This is a genomic window from Streptomyces krungchingensis, assembly GCF_054729265.1.
Genome location: NZ_JBPUKY010000001.1, coordinates 8594772 through 8615026, shown reverse-complemented (window position 1 = coordinate 8615026; position 20255 = coordinate 8594772). Strand labels below are relative to the sequence as shown.

The window sequence follows — 20255 nt, the reverse complement described above, 5'->3', positions numbered from 1 at the left end:
CATGGCGCCCGTACCCTGCGAGCCGCGCAAACCGCCCGCACGGTGCGCCGCGCGCGTGATGCCCGAACGGTGCGGGCCGCGCGTGGCGCGCGTGCCGTGCGGGGCACGCTTGGCGCCCATTCCGTCTGGGCCGCGCGCGGCGCCCGAATGGTGTGGTCCATGCACGGCGCCCATACGGTCTGGGCCGCGCGTGATGCCCGTACGGTGCGCCGCGCGCGTGACACCCGTGCGGTGCGGGCCGCGCATGGCGCCCGTACGATCCGCCGCGCGTGTGACGCCCATGCCGGTCGTCGGGCGCGTTGGCGCCGTGCCGACCGTCCGGCGCATGCTGCCCACGCCGGCTGCCCGACGCGCGACGCCCGAACCGGCCGTCCGGCGCATGCCGCCCGCACCAGGTGGGCCACGTGCCGGGCACGCCGTGCGCCTCGCCCGCGTCGGGCGCGTAGGGCGCGCAGGGCATGCCCGGCGCCGTACGCGCGGGCCCGCGGCGGGCGTTCACGGCCGGGCCCACGTGGCGGGTCCGTGGCCGGGGCTCATGCCACGACCACCCGCACGCCCGCCTCCTCCAGCGCGGAACGTGTCGCCGCGTCCACCGGCGCGTCGGTCACCACCATGTCCAGTTCCTCGGGGCCGCAGACCTTGGCCATGCCCGTGCCCGGGAACTTGGCCCGGTCGGCGAGCAGGACCACCCGCTCGCCCGCCCTGATCATGGCGCGCTTGACGGGCACCTCGACGACGGTCGTGTCCATCACCTGGCCGCCGGGCCGCACTCCGCTGGTGCCGAGGAAGAGCCAGTCGGCGTGCAGCTGGCGCAGGTTGTCCTCGGTGAGGAAACCGACGAGCGAGCGGTACTCGCGCCGGACCATGCCGCCGAGCAGCACCAGCTCTATGTCCTCGTCGTCCGCGAGTTCCTCGTAGACCACCAGGTTGCTGGTGATGACGGTGATCCGGCGGCCGTGCAGCTGCCGGGCCAGCCGGTAGGCGGTGGTGCCGATGTCGAGCAGCACGGACTCGCCGTCCTGGATCATCGACGCCGCCTGCACGGCTATGGCGTCCTTCTCGGGCACGCGGACCTCGGCCACCTCGGCGAAGGGCTGGTCGCCCTCGTCCACGACCGCGCCGCCGTGCACCCGCGTCAGCAGGCCCTCCTCCTCCAGCTTCACCAGGTCGCGGCGGACCGTGGCGGGGCTCACGCCCAGCTGTTCGGAGAGGTCGGTCACGGCCGCGGGACCGCCGGAACGCAGGGCCCGCAGGATGAGTTGATGTCGTCGCTCTGCCAGCACGCCCTGAACAATAGTCGTCATCTTTCTTCATTTCCATGCTCTGTTCTGCTCGACTCTTGCCAAATTCCTTGGCGGCGCGCACGATCCTGTGCACCGCTTGCAGACTTTTGACGAGAGGACTGACCCGTGGGCGACGAACGGCCCGATGTCCTGCTGACCGGTCTGCTCTTCTACGACCTCGTCCTGACCGGCCTGGGCAAGCCGCCGACGCCGGGCGAGGAGATCTGGACCGAGGGCATGGGCGTCAGCCCCGGAGGCATCGCCAACCTGGCGGTCGCGGCGGCGCGTTACGGCCTGCGCACCTCCCTGGCCACGGTCTTCGGCGACGACGCCTACGGTGCGTACTGCCATGACGTCCTCGCCGGCCAGGAGGGCGTCGACCTCGCACTCTCCCGTACCGCGGACGGCTGGCACACCCCGGTCACCGTCTCCCTGGCGCTCCCCCGGACCGGGCCTCCCGCCCCCGCGGGACACACCCCCGTCCACGACCGCGCCCTGGTCACCCACGGCCAGGAACCGCCCCACTCGCAGGACGCGCTGATGAGCGACCCGCCGGCGGCGCGCACCGCGCTCGTGCACATCGAGGCGGAGCCGCGCGCCTGGCTCGCCAAGGCGGCGGCGAACGGCACGCAGATCTACGCCGACGTGGGCTGGGACCCCACCCAGCAGTGGTCGCGGGACCTCCTGGACCAGCTCGCGCTGTGCCACGCCTTCCTCCCCAACGAGGCCGAGGCGACGGCCTACACGCGCACCGGCAGCGCGGCCGCCGCCCTGAGCCGGCTGGCCGAGCTGGTGCCGGTCGCGGTCGTCACCCGCGGCGGCGACGGCGCGATCGCCGTGGACCAGACGACCGGCGAGTACGCCGAGGTGCCGGCCCTCGACATCGATGTCGTCGACCCGACGGGCGCCGGAGACGTCTTCGGCGCGAGCTTCGTCGCGGCGTCGCTCGGCGGCTGGCCGCTGGAAGATCGGCTGCGCTTCGCCGTGCTCGGCGCCGGGCTCTCCGTGCGACGGCACGGCGGCGCCCTGGCCGCCCCCGGCTGGTACGGCGTCGACCGCTGGTGGCGCTCCGTCGAAGACCCCGCACTGCGGCGCGCGTACGGCTTCCTGACGGACCGGATCCCTGCCGACCCGGGCCCGCCCCTCCCCTGCGCACCCGTGACCCCGCCCGGCCCCGCCCGGCGGCACTGACCCCCTCATGCGAAGACCCGAACAGATCCGAAAGGCGGTGGGAGCTGTGCGGCTCTCACGAAGAGGCCTGCTGCGCGCGGGCCTGGCCGGTACGGCCGCCACGGCGCTCGGCGGCCTGGCGACCGGCTGTGCCGTTCCGACCGGCTCGACCGGCCGGAACATGGTCCTGTGGTACTGGAGCGGCGGGCTGAGTCCGAAGGTCGTCCAGAACGCCAAGGCCCGCTACGACGACTCGATGAACCTCCAGGCCATCCAGATCGGCGGTTACTACCGCTCGAAGCTGATGACCACGATGACCGGGCGCGCCCACATCCCGGACATCGCCGGGCTCAAGGGCGAGGACATGGCCTCGTACCTGCCGAACTCCGACCAGTTCGTGGACCTGCGCACGCTGGGCGCGGCGCGGTACCGGGACCAGTACCTGCCCTGGAAGTGGGATCAGGGCATCGCCCCGGACGGCTCGATGGTGGGCTTCCCCATCGACTGCGGCCCGGTCGCCCACTACTACCAGCCGGCCGTCTTCGAGAAGGCGGGGCTGCCCCACGAGCCGGCGGACGTCTCCGCGGAACTCGACACCTGGGAGAAGTTCTTCACCGCGGGCGAGCAGCTCAAGAAGCGTCTGCCCGGCACCTTCATCCTCACCGACGCGCTCAGCGTCTTCGGCATCTCCGTCAACCAGTCGACCCGCCGGTACGTCGACGAGGACCGGCACTTCATCGGCGACCAGGAGCATGTGCGCACCGCCTGGGACCGGGCGGTCGAGGCCACCCGCCGCGGACTGGTCTCGAAGATCGTCAACGGGACGCCGGACAACATATCCGCCACGGAGCGGGGCCTGCTGCCCAGCCAGCTCAACGCCTCCTGGGCGGCCGGCGACATCAAGCTCAACACACCGCGGACCAAGGGCAAATGGCGGGTGGCCCAGTGTCCGGGCGGACCGTCGAACATCGGCGGCTCCTTCCTGTCGATCACCAAGGCCTGCCGGGAGCCGGAGCGCGCCTTCGAGCTGATCACCTGGATGCTCGACGCCGAGAACCAGGCCCAGGGCTTCGTCGACTCGGTGCTCTTCCCGTCGACCCCCGCGTCGTACGGCATGAGCAAGTTGCGCGAACCCGACGCGTTCTTCGGCGGCCAGATCACGATGGACGTCTTCGGCCCGGCCGCGCGGAAGATCCCCGTCGCCTTCAACAGCCCCTACGACATCGCGCTCGGCACCCCGATCAGCGACGAGCTGCGGAACTTCTCCGTTCTCGGCAAGGACCCGGACAAGGCCTGGAAGGACGCCATGAGCAGCTGCCGGCGCATCGCGGACCACGTGGGGGTGAGCTACTGACATGGCTACCGCACCCGTGGTGGAGACGCATCCGGCGCCCGTGGCCGCCGCACCCGCTCCGCACCCCAGGAAGGGCGTGCTGAGCCACTGGCGGCTGTACGCCGCGATCTCCCCCTTCTATCTGCTCTTCCTCGCCTTCGGTCTGATCCCGGTCGGATTCTCGCTCTATCTGTCGTTCCACCGCTGGGACGGGCTGGGCTCGATGGAGTACGCGGGGCTGTCGCAGTACCGGTACCTGCTGGCGGACGGCCAGTTCTGGAGCGCGATCGGGAACACCGTCGTCATCTGGGCGCTGGCCACCTTCCCCATGATCTTCCTGGCGATGGTCACGGCCGTGATGCTCAACTCCGCGGTCCGCTTCAAGAACGTGTACCGCTTCGCCTTCTTCCTGCCGAACGTCACGTCGATCGTGGCCGTCGCGATCATCTTCGGTTCGGTCTTCTCCACCAACTTCGGCCTGGTCAACGCCCTGCTGCAGGCCGTCGGTCTCGACCAGGTGGCCTGGCTGAACACGCCCTGGGGCATCAAGGTCGCCATCGCCACACTGATGACCTGGCAGTGGACCGGCTACAACGCGATCATCTTCCTCGCCGGCCTGCAGACCATCCCGGGCGAGCTCTACGAGGCGGCCCGGATGGACGGCGCCGGGCCCGTGCAGACCTTCTTCCGGATCACGCTGCCGCTGCTGCGCCCGGTGCTGCTCTTCGTGCTCGTCATCTCGACGGTCACCGGGCTGCAGAGCTTCTCCGAGCCACAGGTGCTGCTCCAGACCACGGACAACAACTCGTCCTTCGCGGGCGGCCCCGGACACGCGGGCCAGACCATGGTCCTCTACTTCTTCCAGCAGACCTTCGACAACAACGACTTCGGGTACGGCGCCGCCGTCGCCTGGGGCATCTTCCTCGTCGTCGTCCTCTTCTCGATCGTCAACTGGCGCCTGGTGCAGCGCCGGGGCGAAGATTAGGAGCCCGCCACCATGGCATCCATCAAGGGTTCACGGAAGCGGGGCGTCGCGCTCCATCTGGTCCTGGTCGTCGGCCTGCTGGTCTCGGTCTTCCCGTTCTACTGGGCCGTGATCATGTCGACGCACGCCTCGACGGAGATCTTCTCCTACCCGCCGAAGCTGCTGCCCGGCTCGCACTTCACCGAGAACGTCCGCCACCTCTTCGACAACGTCGACTTCTTCGGATCGATGGCCAACTCGCTGCTGGTGGCCGGCACGGTGACCGTCCTGGTGCTGTTCTTCGACTCCCTGGCGGCCTTCGTCTTCGCCAAGTTCCGGTTCCCCGGCCGCCGGTTCCTGTTCGCGCTGATGATGGCGATCTTCATGGTGCCGGCGCAGCTCCAGGCGATCCCGCAGTTCGTGATCATGGCGAAGCTGGGCTGGATCGGCTCGATGACCGCGCTGGTCGTCCCGGCGGCCGCCAACGCGTTCGGCATCTTCTGGATGCGCCAGTACATGCGGAGCGCCATCCACGACGAACTGCTCGACGCCTCGAAGCTAGACGGCGCCGGATTCCTGCGCCAGTACTGGCACGTGGCGCTCCCGGTCGTCCGGCCCGGCCTCGCCTTCCTCGGCATCTTCACCTTCATGGGCCAGTGGAACGACTACGCCTGGCCGCTGATCGCCCTCACCGACCCGCACAACGTGACCCTCCAGGTCGCCCTGTCCCAGCTCAACGGCGTCCACGGCACGACCGACTACGGGATGGTCATGACGGGCGCGCTGCTCGCCCTCCTCCCGCTGCTGGCCGTCTTCGCGATCGGCGCCAAGCAGATCATCGGCGACCTCGGCAAGGGGGCCATCCGTTGATGCCCGGTCCGGCGACCGGCGGCGCGCACGCCCTCGATCCGCTGATCGCCCTGCGCCCTTGGGAAGCACCCGAGGTGACCTCCTGGGGGCGGCTGCCGATGAACGCCGTGGACCGGCGGCCGGGTGCGCTGTCGCTCGACGGCGACTGGCGCTTCCAGCTGCTGCCGGCCCCCGACGCGCCCGACGGCGTGTGGGCCCGGGCCGAGGTCCCGGGCGCCTGGACCCTCCAGGACACCGACGACCTGCCGCAGTACACCAACTTCCGGATGCCGTGGGGCGACGTCCCGCCCGCGTCCCCCGCCGCGAACCCGACGGGCGTGTACGAGCGCGAGGTGGACGTGCCCGCCGAGTGGGCCGGCCGCCGGATCGTCCTCCATGTCGGTGCCGCCGAGAGCGTGCTGCTCGTCCATGTGGACGGGCGGCCGGTGGGGATCTCCAAGGACTCGCACCTGGCCGCCGAGTTCGACCTCTCGCGGGTGGTGCGTCCGGGGCGGCGGGCCACCGTGCGGCTCACCGTCGTCAAGTGGTCGGACGCCTCGCACATCGAGGACCAGGACCAGTGGTGGCACGGCGGGATCACCCGCTCCGTCCTGCTGTACGCCACGGACCCGCTGTACCTGGCCGACGTGACGGCGCGTACCGGGCTCGACGGGGAACTGCGGGTGGACTGCCAGGTGCGCCACGCGGCCGGCACGCTGCCCGAGGGCTGGTCCGTGTCCGGCGAACTCGACGGCCGGCCCCTGACGCCGGACACCGCGTTCGACCGGGCCAACGCGGAGGACGGCCGTGTCTCCGGCTTCCTCGGCGAGGCGCGCCTCGGCACGGTCGTCCCCGGCGTCCGCCTCTGGAGCGCGGAGACGCCCGAGCTGTACGGCCTGACCGTGCGGCTGCACCGCGCCGACGGCTCGGTCGCCGACTCCACGCACCACCGGGTGGGCTTCCGCGAGGTCGAGGTCCGCGGCCGGGACCTGCTCGTCAACGGCGAGCGGGTCTACTTCCGGGGCGTGAACCGGCACGACTTCCACCCGCTGACCGGACGCACGGTGACGTACGCGGAGATGCGCGCGGACCTGGCGGTGCTGAAGCGCTTCGGCTTCAACGCGATCCGCACCGCCCACTACCCGAACGACCCCTCCCTGCTCGACCTCGCCGACGAACTCGGCTTCTACGTGGTCGACGAGGCGAACATCGAGGCGCACGACCACGCCCACGAACTGGCCGACGACCCGCGCTGGACGGCCGCCTACGTGGACCGTGTCACGCGGATGGTGCTGCGCGACCGGAACCACCCGAGCGTCGTCGTCTGGTCGCTCGGCAACGAGTCCGACTACGGCGCCAACCACGATGCCGCGGCGGGCCGGCTGCGCCGCCACGACCCGACCCGCCCGGTCCAGTACGAGGGCGCGGCCAAGCAGGGCTGGGCCGACCCCACGGTCGCCTCCGACATCGCGTGCCCCATGTACGCGCCCGTCGAGGAGTGCGTCGCGCACGCGCTGTCGGGCGAGCAGACGAAGCCGCTCATCCAGTGCGAGTACTCCCACGCCATGGGCAACAGCAACGGCACGCTCGCGGACCACTGGGCGGCCATCGAGTCCACCCCGGGGCTTCAGGGCGGTTTCATCTGGGAGTTCTGGGACCACGGCATCCTGCAGCGCGTGAACGACGGACGACCGGCCGGGCGCGGTGGCGCCGGGCAGTACGCCGACGGTGTCGCGGCGCCCGGCCACCGCTGGGCGTACGGCGGCGACTTCGGCGAGACGATCCACGACGGCGCCTTCATCGCCGACGGGATCGTCTTTCCCGACCGGACCCCGAAACCGGTGATGTACGAGCACCGCGAGATCGCCGCGCCGGTGCGGCTGGAACGCGCGGGCGACGGACTGCGGATCACCAACCGCCGGCACTTCCGGGGCCTCGACCGGCTGGCCGCCGAGTGGCGCCTCGCGCTCGCGGACGGCGGCACCCTGACCGCTCCGGCCGAGCTGCCCGACGTACCACCGGGCGGGTCCGCCGCGTTGCCGGTCCCCTTCGACCTGCCGGACGACGGCGGCGAGGCGTGGCTGACGCTGCGTGTGACCACGGCGGTGGACGAGCCGTGGGCGCCGCGCGGCACCGAGGTGTGCGTGCCGCAGGTCCGGCTGCGCCCCGCCGTCGCGGCGCCGGACGCCGGCGTGGACGGCCCGCCCGTCGAGGTCGACGAGGACGGGCTGCTCGTCCATCCGCTGCTGGCCGCGGCCCCGGTCCTCTCCCTGTGGCGGGCACCGACCGACAACGACGAACTCGGCGGGATGGCCGCGCGCTGGCGCGCGTGGGGCCTCGACCGGCTGACGCGCGAGGTCGTCTCGGTGCGCCGTGCGGGCCAGGACGTCACCGTGCTCGCCGAGTACGGCACACCCGCGGGTGTCATGCGTCATGAGCAGGTGTTCACACGTGTCCCGGGCGGGGTGCGGGTCGAGGAGTCGGCCGAACTGCCGGACGGGCTCGACGACGTGGCACGCGTCGGGTCGGTGTTCGAGACCGTCGCGGGGCTCGACGTCCTGGAGTGGTTCGGGCAGGGCCCCTGGGAGTCGTATCCGGACCGGAGCGCGGGCGCGCCCGTGGGCCACCACCGGGCCCGCGTCGACGACCTGTTCACCCCGTATCTGCGGCCCCAGGAGAGCGGAGGGCGGCACGGCGTACGGAACTTCACGCTGTCGGGGCCGGACGCCACCGGCCTCGCCGTCGCCCTGGACGCGCCACGCCAGGTGTCCGTGACCCGCTTCGGCGCCGAGGACCTGGCCGCCGCCGCCCACCACGACGAGCTGGTGCCGCGGGCGGGCTGCGTCGTGCACATCGACGCCGCCCACCGGGGCCTGGGCACCGCCTCGTGCGGACCCGACACGTCCGCCGCGTATCTCGTCCGGGCGGGCACGCACCGCTGGTCCTGGACGCTGCGCCTGCTCTGAGGCGGCCCCGTCCGTCCCGCGCCGCCGCCTCGCCCTCCCGCGGGGCCGGCGCGGCGGCGCGCGGACCGTCGAACGTGCCCTTCCCGTCACGCCGTTCGTGAACCACTGACCCGGAGGACCCCACACCGATGACCGAGCAGCGGCTGCCCGCCTGGGCCGATCCGTCCGTCTCCCCCGCCCGCCTGGACGCGCAGGGCGTGTCCCGGCGCGGACTCCTGCGCCGTGCGGGCCTGTTCGGCGCCGCCTTCGCGGCCGCGGCCGGTCCGCTCGCGGCGCCCGCCGCGGCCGGCGGGCGGCGGTACGGCGGCGACGACCCTCGTCTCGCCCACCTCGTCGGCGACCATCACGTGCACTCCGTCTACAGCCACGACGCGAAGTACACGTTCTCCCAGCTCGCCCGGGCGGGGGCCCGATACGGCCTCGACTGGATGGTCTTCAACGAGCACTCCAACGTCGGCCACGCGCAGTACGGCGCCCGGCTGGAGCACCGGGAGATCGTCGCGGCGCGCACCGAGAACCCGCGGCAGCTGATCTTCCAGGGTCTGGAGTGGTACATCCCGGCCGCCGAGCACGCCACGGTGTTCTCGGCGCCCGGCCCCCACGAGGTGGACCTGCTGACCCGGTTCGAGCTCGCCTACGACGGCAAGCTGCTCGGCTACACGGACGGGGCGGCCTCGCACCCGGACACGGCGCGCAACGAGGCGCACGCCGTCGAGGCGATCAAGTGGCTGGCCGAGCAGCGCCGCACGGGTTACGTCGACGACGTGCTCGTCCTCGCCAACCACCCGCTGCGCCTGGGCATCGACTCCCCGCACGAGATGCGCAACTGGCGCGACGCGGCCCCCGAGATCATGATCGGCATGGAGGGCGCTCCCGGCGCCCAGGGCGGCGGCATACCGGGCTGGGTCGGCTCCGGGCAGCAGCGCGGCGAGTACGTCAACAAGCCGTCCCCGAACTCCTTTCCCGGATACCCGGAGGACGCGTACGTCCTGTACGGCGGCTTCGACTGGATGACGGCGACCGTGGGCGGCATGTGGGACGCCCTGCTCGCGGAGGGCAGGCTCTTCACCGTCACCAGCAACTCCGACGTGCACCGCGTCGTCTTCGACACCTGGAAGAACGGCGACTGGGCGCCGGGTCGGAACTTCGACAACACCGGTCGCCTGCCCGACCCGGTGAACACGGACACGCAGCAGCCGGGCGGTGACTTCTGGCCCGGGCAGTTCAGCCGTACGCACGTGGGCGTGACCCGGTACGGGTACCGCGCGGTGATGGCGGGGCTGCGGGCCGGCCGGGTCTGGGTCGACCACGGGCACCTGCTGGACGGGCTCGACGTCCGGCTCAAGCGGGACTGCGACCACGGCCGGGGCGTCACGACGGGCGGGCGGCTGCGCGTGCGCAAGGGCGACCGGCTCACGCTGTCCGTCACGGTGACGTCGGCCTCGCGCCCCAACCCGCAAGGAATCCTGCCCGAGTTGGCCCACGTCGACGTGATCCGCGGTGCGGTGCGCGGACCGGCCGCCGACCGCGACGACTGGCGGGCGCCCGACACCCGGGTCGTGCGGACCCTCGACGTGAGCGGCAGGAGGGGCACGTACACCCTGCGGGTCCCGCTGACCGCGGGCGAGGAGTCCTTCTACGTCCGGCTGCGCGGCAGCGACGGCAACCGCAACGGCGCCGGATACCTCGGAGCCTCCGTCGACCCGCACGGACCGGTCCCGCACGTGCCCGGCGACGGTGACCCCTGGGCCGATACGTGGTTCTATGCCAACCCGGTGTTCGTCGACGTGGCAGGTGATTGATGAGACGTCAGCTTCTCGCACTGGCATTGCTGTCGGGCGTGGTGGCCGTCATGGCGGGCACCACGCCCGCCGTGGCCGCCGAGCCGCGCTGGACCGAGACCGGCACGGCGTACGTGGAGCGTGCGCTGGACGGCGGGCCGGTCACCGGACGGGGGACGAGCCTGTTCGCCCTGCCGCAGCGCAGCCTGTGCACGGGGACGTACGAGGCGGAGGGCGTCGACTACGACACCGCGCGCGGCACGCTGCGCGCCGAGGTCGTCCAGCCCGGCGCGTGCGTCGTCGCCACCACGGTCCACTCCTACGAGCTCAGGTAGCGGGAACCCGCCGCATGTCCGCGCAGTCCGCGCCCGGCCGTCTGCTCGCCGTGCTCGCCGCCTTCGACCACGAGCACACGGCGTTGTCCCTCACGGCGATCGCCCGCCGGGCCGGACTGACCCTCACCACGGCCCACCGGCTGGTGGGCGCCCTCACGGACTGGGGCGCCCTGGAGCGCGACGAGCACGGCGTGTACCACGTGGGCCTGCGCCTGTGGGAGGTCGCGGCGCTCGCCCCGCGCGGCCTCGGGCTCCGGCAGACCGCCCTGCCGTACCTGGAGGACCTGTACGAAGCCACCCACGAGAACGTGCAGTTGGCGGTCCGTGACGGCTCCGAGGTCGTCTACATCGAGTGGATCTCGGGGCGCTCCGCGGTCGGCGTCCGCATCCAGGTCGGCGCGCGCTGGCCGCTGCACGCGACCGGCGTGGGGCTCGCGCTGCTCGCGCACGGCGAGCCAGGTCTCCAGAAGGCGTACTGCGAGGGCCCGTTGGCCACGTTCACCCCGTACACCGTGACGGATCCGGCGGAGCTCCGCCGCGAGCTGGCCGAAGTGCGCCGCACGGGAGTCGCAGTGAGCAGCCGTCAGGTCACGGACGACGCCCTGTCGGTGGCGGCCCCGGTGCGCGGCGCGGGCGGCGCGGTCGTGGCGGCGGTCTCGGTGGTGGTGCCCGAAGCCGACGCGCAGGTGCCGGCGTTGGTCCCGGCGGTCCGGCTGGCCGCGCGCGGCATCTCCCGGGCGCTCGGCTGGCAGCCCGACGCACGCCAGGAGCCGGGCCGCTGAGTGGGCCGTGCGGGTCGCCGGAGCTCCGGATATCCCTCTCGTCGGTGAGGACTTCGCCATCGCGGGGTCGGAATACTGGGACGGCCCGTGCCCGGAGGAGCCGCGTATGCCCGCCCAGTCCTGGTTCGCCCCCGCCGTCTCCCGATGGCGGTCGGTCCGCTCGCGCTTGCGGACGACGCATCCGTACGTCGTCGACACCGCGCTCGCCGTGCTCGTGCTGTTCGCGGCCTCGCTCCAGTGGATGTTCCCCGACGAGGGCGACGACCGGCTCACCTGGCAGGGTTTCCTGCTGGCGGCCGGCACGGCGGCACCACTGGTCTGGCGGCGCCGCGCGCCCTTCCTGTCCGCCTGCGCGGTGTCGGTGTGCACGCCCGCGATGGCGCTCTACCACGCGCCGCCGCCGAACGTCGCGTACGGCGGACTGGTGGTCCTCTACACGGTCGCCACGCTGTGCCCGCCCGCGCAGCGCCGCCTCACGCTGGTGACCTGGCTGGTCGGCGCCTCGCTCACGATGATGGCCAAGGAGCACGCGCAGCCCTTCGAGTACGCGTTCCACCTCACGAGCTTCCTGAGCGCCTACGCGCTGGGCATCCTCACCCGCGTGCAACGCGCGTACACCGCCGAACTGGAGGACCGGGCCCGTCGTCTGGAACGGGAACGCGCCTCCGACACGGCGCGGGCGACGGCGCAGGAACGCGCCCGGATCGCCCGGGACATGCACGACATCCTGGCCCATGCGGTGAGCCTGATGGTCGTCCAGGCCGAGGCCGGTCCGGTGGTGGTGCGCAGCGATCCGGAGCGCGCCGAGGCCGCCTTCGACGCGATCGCGACGAGCGGACGGGACGCGATGACGCAGCTGCGGCGGATCCTCGGGGTCCTCAAGGAGGAACCGGCGGAGGGGACTTCGGCCCGGGTGCCGCAGCCCGGCACCGCCGCCCTCGCCGAACTGGTCCGCCAGGTCACGGAGTCCACCGGGCTGCGTGTCGACCTGCGCACGACCGGCAGCCCCCGCCCGCTGCATCCCGACACCGAGGTCGCCGCCTACCGCGTGGTGCAGGAGGCGCTCACGAACACCGTGAAGCATGCGTACGCTTCCACGGCGCGGGTCGAACTCGACTGGACGGAGGACGCGTTGACGCTCACGGTGACGGACGACGGCCGGGGGCCGGTGCGTTCGCCGGGCCCACGCGGTCCGGCGGCCCCGGCCGGCGGTCACGGGCTGATCGGCATCAGGGAGCGGGCCGTGGCCTGCGGGGGCAGCGCCGACACCGGCGGCGGTCCCGACGGCGGCTTCCGTGTCGCCGTACGGCTGCCCGCCGCCGTCGACCGGCAGGCGGCCCTGGGGTGAGCATCCGCGTGGTGGTCGCCGACGACCAGGAACTGGTCCGCAGCGGCTTCAGCATGATCCTGGAGGCGCAGCGCGACATCGAGGTGGTGGCGGAGGCCGGGGACGGCGTCGAGGCGGTGGCCGCCGTGCGGCTGCACACGCCCGACGTGCTGCTGCTGGACATCCGTATGCCGCGCATGGACGGCCTGGAGGCGGCCCGGCTGGTGTGCGCCGAGTCCGGCTGCAAGGTCGTCATGCTGACCACCTTCGATCTCGACGAGTACGTGTACGAGGCCCTCTACGCGGGGGCGAGCGGCTTCCTGCTCAAGGACGTCCGGCGCGACGACCTCGTCCACGCGGTCCGGGTCGTCGCGGCGGGCGACTCGCTCCTCGCACCCTCGGTGACACGTCGTCTCGTCGCCGACATCATCCGGCGGCGCCGCGCCGAGTCCGCCCCCGAGCCGGCGCCCGCCCGGCTCGACGTGCTCACCGCCCGCGAGGAGGAGACCCTCCGGCTGCTCGCCCGCGGGCTGTCCAACGCGGAGATCGCGACGACGCTGTTCGTGAGCGAACACACCGTCAAGACCCATGTCAGCAACGTGCTGAGCAAGCTGGGGCTGCGGGACCGGGTGCAGGCGGTGATCTGCGCGTACGAGACGGGCCTGGTGACGCCCGGCTCCGCCCCGTAGCGCCGCGCCGGCCGGGGCAGGGCCCCGCACGGTGCCGTCGCGGGCGATGCCGCGCCCGGGTCAGCCCTGTCGGGGCGCCTGGATCGCGAGGACGCGGTCGCGCAGGACGGGGAGTTCGGAGCGGATCCGGGCGACTTCGGCCATGTCGACGTCCACGGTCGCCGTCTCCTCCCCGGCGCGGGCCTCGCCGAGGACGGTCCCCCACGGGTCGACGACCACACTGTGTCCGGCCTGCCGCATGCCGCCGTGGGTGCCGGCCGCGTCGCAGGCCAGCAGGAAGACCTGTTCCTCCAGCGCTCTCGTACGGGTGAGGAGCTGGAAGTGGTTCAGCCGCGCCGCGGGCCATGCGGCGGGCACCACGACGAGTTCGGCGCCCGCGTCGAGCAGCCCCCGGAAGAGTTCGGGAAAGCGGAGGTCGTAACAGATGGCGAGGCCGACGACACCGAAGTCGGTGGGCACGGTGACGATGTCCCGGCCGCCGCCCATCAGGGTCGCCTCGCCGGTGTCGAAGCCGTACCGGTGGATCTTGCGGTAGCTGCCGCGCAGATCGCCGGTACGGTCGAAGAGGAGGGCGGTGTTGTACAGCGTGCCGTCCCGGTCCCGCTCGACGATCGTCCCGGCATGGAGCCAGGTCCCGGCCGCACGGGCGGCGGCGGACATGATCTCGGCGGTGGGGCCGTCGATCCCCTCGGCGTCGCGCTGCCAGTCGTCGTAGGCCCAGGCTCCGGCCGTCCACAGTTCCGGCAGGACCACCAGGTCGTCGCCCGCCCGGCCGCGGACCAGACAGGCCGCTCTGTGCCGGCGCTCGTCGGCCGTGTCGGACGCGTCCACGGACAGCTGGATCAGTGAGGCACGCATGGCTGTCTCCTCCGGGACCGTTGTCGTACGGCCCGTTGTCGCACGCCCCGAGAAACCTGTTCCCTTACGAGCGTAGGGAGCCGTGCGCACATCTGCGCCCCGTGCGCGGGTGCCTCCCGGGCGGCCCCGTGTCGTCCCGGGGCCGCGGGAGGCCGGGCGGGGCCTCGCTCATCAAGGTGACGCCCGTGCCACCCCCTCGGGTCATGACCGTTTTCTCCCGGTCCGGGGGCATGATGGCAGCCCACGACCGCCCGCTTCCCGTAGCCGCAGCCCAGAGGGGTCCAGCTTGTCCGCACCCGCCCGTCGACCCCGGACCGTGACCGGATCCGCACTTGTCGTGCTCGCCCTGGCGGCGGGCTGTACCGGGCACACCGGGACGAGCACCCACGGCCGCGCGACGGCGTCGACCGTCCCGCTGGCGAGCCTGTCCCCGTCGCCGGCCATGACCGCGAGGGCCACCGAGGACCTGCGCGACCCGCCCCAGATCGTGAGCAAGGACGGGCTGCTCAGGACCAGGATCGTCGTCGAACGCAAGAAGGTCCGCCTGGCGGGCAACGACGTGTGGGCGCTGACGTACAACGGCATGTACGCGCCGCCGACGCTGCGCCTGCGGCCCGGCGACCGCATGGAGGTCGCCTTCGAGAACAAGCTGGACCAGCAGACGAACCTCCACGTGCACGGGATGCACGTCTCGCCCGTCGGCCGCTCGGACAACGTCTTCCTCAAGATCGGACCGGGGAAGAAGTTCACCTACGAGTACACCTTCCCCAAGAGCCTGGAACCGGGCACGTACTGGTACCACCCGCACCCGCACACGCTGTCCGCCGCGCAGACCGCCGGCGGCATGGCCGGCCTCGTCGTGGTCGACGGCCTCGACGACTACCTGCCCGGCCCGCTGCGCGGCATCACCGAACGCGTCGTCGCCCTCAAGGACTTCCAGCTGGTCGGCGACGAGATCAAGACCGCGCACCTGAAGATGGGCGCGCCCACCACACGCACGGTCAACGGACAGCTGAACCCGCGGATCAGGATCAGGCCGGGCGAGACACAGCTGTGGCGGCTCGCGAACGTCGGGGCCAACATCTTCTACAAGGTGGCGCTGCCGGGCACCAAGTTCCACGTCGTCGCCCAGGACGGCTACCCGGTGAACAAGGTGTACGCGGTCGATTCCCTGGTCATCCCCGCCGGTGCCCGCTACGACGTGCTCGTCCAGGGACCCGCGGCCGGCACGTCGGAACTGCTGACCCTGCCGTACGACAGCGGAAAGGCCGGCAACCGGTTCCCCCGGGCGACGCTGGCCACGGTCCGCTCCGAGGGCGAACCGATGCGGCCCGCCACCCTGCCCACGGAGTTCGCCCCGGAGGACGACCTCGGCAAGGAGACCGTCGCGGACCGCAAGACGATCACCTTCACGGAGAACAAGGCGGGCACGCTCTTCTACATCAACCACAAGCAGTTCGACCACAACCGCGTCGACTTCCGGGCCAAGCTCGGCACCGTCGAGGAGTGGACCGTCAAGAACGACAGCGACGAGGTCCACTCGTTCCACGTCCACACCAACGACTTCCAGGTGATGAGCATCGACGGCAAGCCGCAGACCAACTACGGCCTCCAGGACACCGTCGACGTCCCGCCCCGGGGGAACATGGTCGTCCGCATCCGGTTCCTCGACTATCCGGGCAAGACGGTCCTGCACTGTCACATCCTCAACCACGAGGACGCGGGGATGATGTCGGTGCTGCAGATCGAGAAGTGACCGCACGCGGGCCGGCCGCTCCCTCCCGCGCTCCCTCCCCGGAGTGAGCCGGCGACCCGTATCCGTCGTACGGGGGAGCCCTCGATACCGCTCCCCCCGGCGATCCGCCGGCCCCTCCCCCGGCACGACGCTGAGTGGCGATGTCATTCACCGTACCGACCGCCGGGAGGCGTACCGTGCTCGCCACGATCTCCCGGGCGGCGACCCGCCGCCCACTCACCGTGATCCTCGTCTGGCTCCTCATGCTGCTCGTCGGCTTCGGCCTCGGCACGGGCGTGTTCGGCCGGCTCGTCGACTCGGTGCCCGACGTCCCGGGCACCGAGTCGGACCGGGCTGCCGCCTACCTCGACCGCGTCGACACCAGCGGTGAGTCGATCACCGCCGTCATCTCCGGAACGGCGGTCGCCGACCCGGCGCTGCGCTCCCAGGTGGGCCGTGCCGTCGCCGACCTGCGCACGGTCACGGGGGTCGCCTCCGTGCCCGACCCCTACACCACCCGCGGTCTCACCGCCGGGGACGGCAGGGCCCTGGTCATCCCGGTGACGTTCAAGGGCGACATGAAGTTCAAGGACGAGAAGAAGGCCGTGGACACGGCGGCCGACCGCATCCGGCAGATCGACGCGCCCGAGGTCCACGTCAGCGGCGGCCCGCTGCTCGGGCAGCAGATGGGCGGGCGCGCCCAGGAGGACGTGCAGCGGGCCGAGTTGATCTCCCTGCCGGTCGTCCTGGCGCTGCTGCTCGTCGTCTTCGGCGGGCTGCGGGCCGCCGGGCTGCCCCTGCTGATCGCCGTCAGCGGCGTCGCGGGCGCGTTCCTTGCGCTCTTCCTCTTCAGCCAGGTCACCGACATCTCGGTGTACGCGATCCAGATCACCACCATGCTGGGTCTCGGACTCGCCGTGGACTACGCGCTGTTGATGGTGGTCCGGTTCCGGGAGGAGCGACGGCACACGGACGACGTCCTCGACGCGGTGCACCGCACGGTCGCGGGAGCCGGGCGGACCGTCCTGTTCTCCGGGCTCACGGTGGCCGTCAGCCTCTCCGGACTGCTGGTGTTCCCCAGCCCGTTCCTGCGCAGCATGGGGCTCGCCGTCGCCGCCGTGGTCGTCGTCGACATGCTCGCCGCGATCACCCTGCTGCCCGCGCTCCTGGCGCGTTTCGGCGCACGGATCGCACCGGCCAGGAGCAAGGACACGGCAGCGGCCGGGAGCGGCGACGCGGCGGCCGCCCCGGTGGGTTCCCCCACGGACACCTCCGCCGAGGAGGGCCGCGTCTTCGCCCGCCTCGCCCGCTTCGCGTCCCGCCGCCCCCTCGCCGTACTGGCCGTCCTCGTCCCGGCCCTGCTCGTCGTGGCCCTTCCCGCGGCCGGGATGAGGATCGGCATCGGAGACGCCAGGCAGCTGCCCGCCGACACCGAGGCGCGGCAGATGTACGACACGCTGGAGGCGCATTTCCCGCCGGGCACCGGGGTCTCGCCGGTCACCGTCCTGGTGCGGCCCGGCGCGGGGCCGGACACGGTGCCCCGGATCCGCGCCCTGTCGGACACGAGCGACGCGCGTGCCCTGCCGGACGGCTCCACCCTGGTGCACCTGCGGCCGGGCGGCAGCGTCGACGGCACTGCGGCGACCGACCTGGTCGAGCGCGTACGGGAGGTGCGCGGAAGCGAACCGGTCGAGGTCACCGGCGTCGCGGCCCGGCTCGTCGACTTCCGTTCGATGCTCGCGGAGCGGGCACCCTGGGCGGCGGCCACCGTTCTCCTCGGCATCTTCGCCCTGCTGTTCGCGTTCACCGGTTCCGTGCTCATCCCGCTGCGGACGATCGTGACCACCCTGCTCAGCCTGGGTGCCGCACTCGGCGCGGTGGTCTGGGTCTTCCAGGACGGACATCTGGCCGGGCTGCTGGGCGCCGACGGCCTGGGTTCGCTCAGTCTGACGGCCCCTCCGCTGATCATCGCGATCGCCTTCGGACTCGCCATGGACTACGAGCTGTTCATCCTGGCCCGGATGCGCGAGACCTGGCTGCGCACCGGTGACGAGCACGACGCCGTGGTGACCGGTCTGCGCCGCTCGGGCCGTGTCGTCAGCTGTGCCGCGCTGCTCCTGGCGATCGTCTTCGGCGCCTTCATGACCGGCGGCTTCTCGCCCATCCTGCAGATCGGTCTCGGGCTGACCCTGGCGGTCCTGATCGACGCCACCGTCGTCCGCATGCTCCTCGTACCGGCCACGATGGCGCTGCTCGGCAAGCGCGCCTGGTGGGCGCCGGCCGCGCTGCGGCGGGCGCACGACCGGTTCGGGGTGAGCGAGGAGGCACCGGCCCCCCGCCCCCAGCTGACGGGCGTCTGAGGACCATCCCCCGGGGGCCCGTCCGGTCGTCTCCCCCCGAACGGCCGGACGGGCCCTAAGGGGCTGTCCCGTAATCCCTGGTGGATCAGCGCGCGGCGTCAGATGCGGTGCATCGCAAGGCGGAGGGTCGTCCTCATACTGGGCGTATTCGGGCGATCCGACAACGCGGCGAGGTGCCGTAGCTGTCGTCGTGCGCCCGCCAGGGATTACGGGACAGCCCTTAAGCTTGATCTTTAACGCTCGATGTCGAATGGTGCGTCGAACTTGATCACTCGGTTCGGTAACCGCCGTACGCAGAAGCGGCCTTCGGCTGAACATGTGTTCCGACCAAGGAACACACACGTCCAGCACGAAGGCCGTGAGGATGAGTCTGCTGCATCACAACGCCCGATCGGAGGCATTGGCACAACTGTCATGCTTCCGGGGCGAGTTCTACGCCTGTCTGACCGCTCGTTCGGACACGTTGTTCGAGCTGGCTGATGCCGTTCTGTGCGGCGACGGGCCGGTGAGATCGCTGGCCGAGCTGTCACTGGTGGGTGAACACCGCCGCGGCCATGGAGGGCTCTACGCGGCAGTGGCCCGTGGACGCATCGATGCCGGCGGGCTGCGACGGGCACTGGCCGCAGTGCCACTGCCGCGGGCTGCCGACGGCCGGCTGGTCCTGGCTGTCGATGTCACCTGCTGGCTGCGGCCCGACGCCCACACCTCACCGGAACGCATCCTGTGCCACACCTACGGCCGGGGCAAGGACCAGCACATCCCGGTCCCCGGCTGGCCCTACTCGATCATCTGCGCGCTCGAGCCGGGCCGCAGCTCATGGACCGCACCGCTGGACGCACTGCGTCTGAGGCCCGGGGACGACACCGCCACGGTCACCACCCGGCAGTTGCGCGATCTGCTTCAGCGACTGATCACCGCAGGGCAGTGGCAGACGGGCGACCCGGACATCCTCATCGTCGCGGACGCCGGATACGACGCACCCCGCCTCGGCTTCCTCCTGAGTGACCTGCCGGTCCAGGTGCTGGCCAGGATGCGCTCCGACCGCGTCCTGCGCAGGGCTGTCCCACCGCGGCTCCCGCACACCCAGGGCCGACCGCCGCGGCACGGCGGCGAGTTCGTCTTCGGGCAGCCTGACACCTGGGGCACCGCGGACACCGATACGGTTACCGACACACGTCTCTACGGCACCGCCAGGGCCCGTTCCTGGGACCGACTGCACCCCAGACTGACCCACCGCTCTTCCTGGGCAGCCGCCGACGGCACCCTCCCCATCGTCGAAGGGACGGTGATCCGCCTGGACATCGGCCACCTGCCCAGCGGAGCAACCCCGAAGCCGGTCTGGCTGTGGTGGTCCGGCACCGACGCCACCCCGGCGGACGCCGACCGTCTCTGGCAGGCATACCTGCGACGCTTCGACATCGAGCACACCTTCCGCCTGTTCAAGCAGACCCTCGGCTGGACCTCCCCGAAGATCCGCAGCCCCGAGGCGGCCGACCGATGGACCTGGCTGATCCTCGCCGGCTACACCCAACTGCGGCTCGCCCGAACGCTGGCAGCCGACCTGCGTCGGCCCTGGGAGCAGCCGACCCCGCCGGACAGGCTCACCCCCGCCCGAGTCCGCCGCGACTTTCGGCACATCCGCCCCAAGACCAGCTGCCCAGCCCAAGCACCGAAACCCTCCCGCCCCGGCCCCGGACGACCTCCAGGCAGAAAGAACACCCGGCCCACACCCCGCCACGACGTGCACACACCCCGCAAAACAACGGCGGCGAAGCAGCGGACGAAGAAGCCAACCACCCCACGACCCCGCCGCACAGGTTAAA

General features: G+C 72.0%; 14 protein-coding genes and 1 pseudogene. 13 read left to right on the top strand and 2 right to left on the bottom strand.

Features of this window, described 5'->3' with window-relative positions; all coding sequences use genetic code 11:
- Positions 1-533: 533 nt before the first annotated feature.
- On the bottom strand, positions 534-1283 hold the full coding sequence (locus ACSYGO_RS37345; RefSeq protein WP_028798993.1) for a DeoR/GlpR family DNA-binding transcription regulator: 750 nt from the start codon (positions 1281-1283) through the stop codon (positions 534-536).
- 126 nt (positions 1284-1409) lie between these two features.
- Between ACSYGO_RS37345 and ACSYGO_RS37340 the strand changes: the two genes are divergently transcribed.
- The 10 genes and pseudogenes from ACSYGO_RS37340 to ACSYGO_RS37295 all read left to right on the top strand — a co-directional run bounded on the left by ACSYGO_RS37340 (position 1410) and on the right by ACSYGO_RS37295 (position 13479).
- Positions 1410-2474, top strand: coding sequence for a carbohydrate kinase family protein (locus ACSYGO_RS37340; protein ID WP_460389331.1), 1065 nt, complete (start codon positions 1410-1412; stop codon positions 2472-2474).
- A gap of 46 nt (positions 2475-2520) precedes the next feature.
- Positions 2521-3807 carry an ABC transporter substrate-binding protein gene (locus ACSYGO_RS37335; protein WP_426678562.1) on the top strand — a complete coding sequence of 429 codons (1287 nt, stop codon included), beginning with the start codon at positions 2521-2523 and terminating at the stop codon, positions 3805-3807.
- A gap of 1 nt (position 3808) precedes the next feature.
- Complete coding sequence (locus ACSYGO_RS37330) at positions 3809-4771, top strand: carbohydrate ABC transporter permease (protein ID WP_460389329.1); 963 nt, start codon at positions 3809-3811, stop codon at positions 4769-4771.
- 12 nt (positions 4772-4783) lie between these two features.
- Positions 4784-5620, top strand: a complete 837-nt coding sequence (locus ACSYGO_RS37325; RefSeq protein WP_432176225.1) for a carbohydrate ABC transporter permease — start codon at positions 4784-4786, stop codon at positions 5618-5620.
- Complete coding sequence (locus tag ACSYGO_RS37320) at positions 5620-8565, top strand: glycoside hydrolase family 2 TIM barrel-domain containing protein (RefSeq protein ID WP_460389327.1); 2946 nt, start codon at positions 5620-5622, stop codon at positions 8563-8565. Before ACSYGO_RS37325 ends, ACSYGO_RS37320 begins: the two co-directional genes overlap by 1 nt.
- A 128-nt stretch (positions 8566-8693) precedes the next feature.
- Complete coding sequence (locus tag ACSYGO_RS37315) at positions 8694-10367, top strand: histidinol-phosphatase (RefSeq protein ID WP_460389325.1); 1674 nt, start codon at positions 8694-8696, stop codon at positions 10365-10367.
- Between the two features lie 119 nt (positions 10368-10486).
- Positions 10487-10681 (top strand): annotated as a pseudogene (locus ACSYGO_RS37310) (hypothetical protein); the annotation flags it as partial.
- A gap of 14 nt (positions 10682-10695) precedes the next feature.
- Positions 10696-11463 (top strand): IclR family transcriptional regulator, encoded by a 768-nt coding sequence (locus ACSYGO_RS37305; RefSeq protein WP_460389323.1) that lies wholly within the window; start codon positions 10696-10698, stop codon positions 11461-11463.
- 106 nt (positions 11464-11569) lie between these two features.
- The gene (locus ACSYGO_RS37300; protein WP_460389321.1) at positions 11570-12811 is read left to right on the top strand and encodes a sensor histidine kinase; all 1242 of its coding nucleotides are present in this window, start codon (positions 11570-11572) and stop codon (positions 12809-12811) included.
- The gene (locus tag ACSYGO_RS37295) at positions 12808-13479 is read left to right on the top strand and encodes a response regulator transcription factor (protein WP_345655580.1); all 672 of its coding nucleotides are present in this window, start codon (positions 12808-12810) and stop codon (positions 13477-13479) included. The genes ACSYGO_RS37300 and ACSYGO_RS37295 overlap by 4 nt, the downstream gene beginning before the upstream one ends.
- 60 nt (positions 13480-13539) lie before the next feature.
- Here ACSYGO_RS37295 and ACSYGO_RS37290 read toward each other — a convergent pair whose 3' ends face one another.
- Entirely contained in the window at positions 13540-14337 is a 798-nt protein-coding gene (locus tag ACSYGO_RS37290) for a carbon-nitrogen family hydrolase (RefSeq protein WP_432176232.1), read from the bottom strand.
- Positions 14338-14653: 316 nt separating this feature from the next.
- Between ACSYGO_RS37290 and ACSYGO_RS37285 the strand changes: the two genes are divergently transcribed.
- From ACSYGO_RS37285 to ACSYGO_RS37275, 3 genes are all read left to right on the top strand, one after another.
- The gene (locus ACSYGO_RS37285; RefSeq protein ID WP_460389319.1) at positions 14654-16093 is read left to right on the top strand and encodes a multicopper oxidase family protein; all 1440 of its coding nucleotides are present in this window, start codon (positions 14654-14656) and stop codon (positions 16091-16093) included.
- 176 nt (positions 16094-16269) lie between these two features.
- A complete protein-coding gene (locus ACSYGO_RS37280; RefSeq protein WP_460389317.1) occupies positions 16270-18432 on the top strand; it encodes an MMPL family transporter in 2163 nt (720 codons plus the stop codon).
- A gap of 364 nt (positions 18433-18796) precedes the next feature.
- Positions 18797-20254 carry an NF041680 family putative transposase gene (locus tag ACSYGO_RS37275; RefSeq protein WP_460389315.1) on the top strand — a complete coding sequence of 486 codons (1458 nt, stop codon included), beginning with the start codon at positions 18797-18799 and terminating at the stop codon, positions 20252-20254.
- Position 20255: the final 1 nt, after the last annotated feature.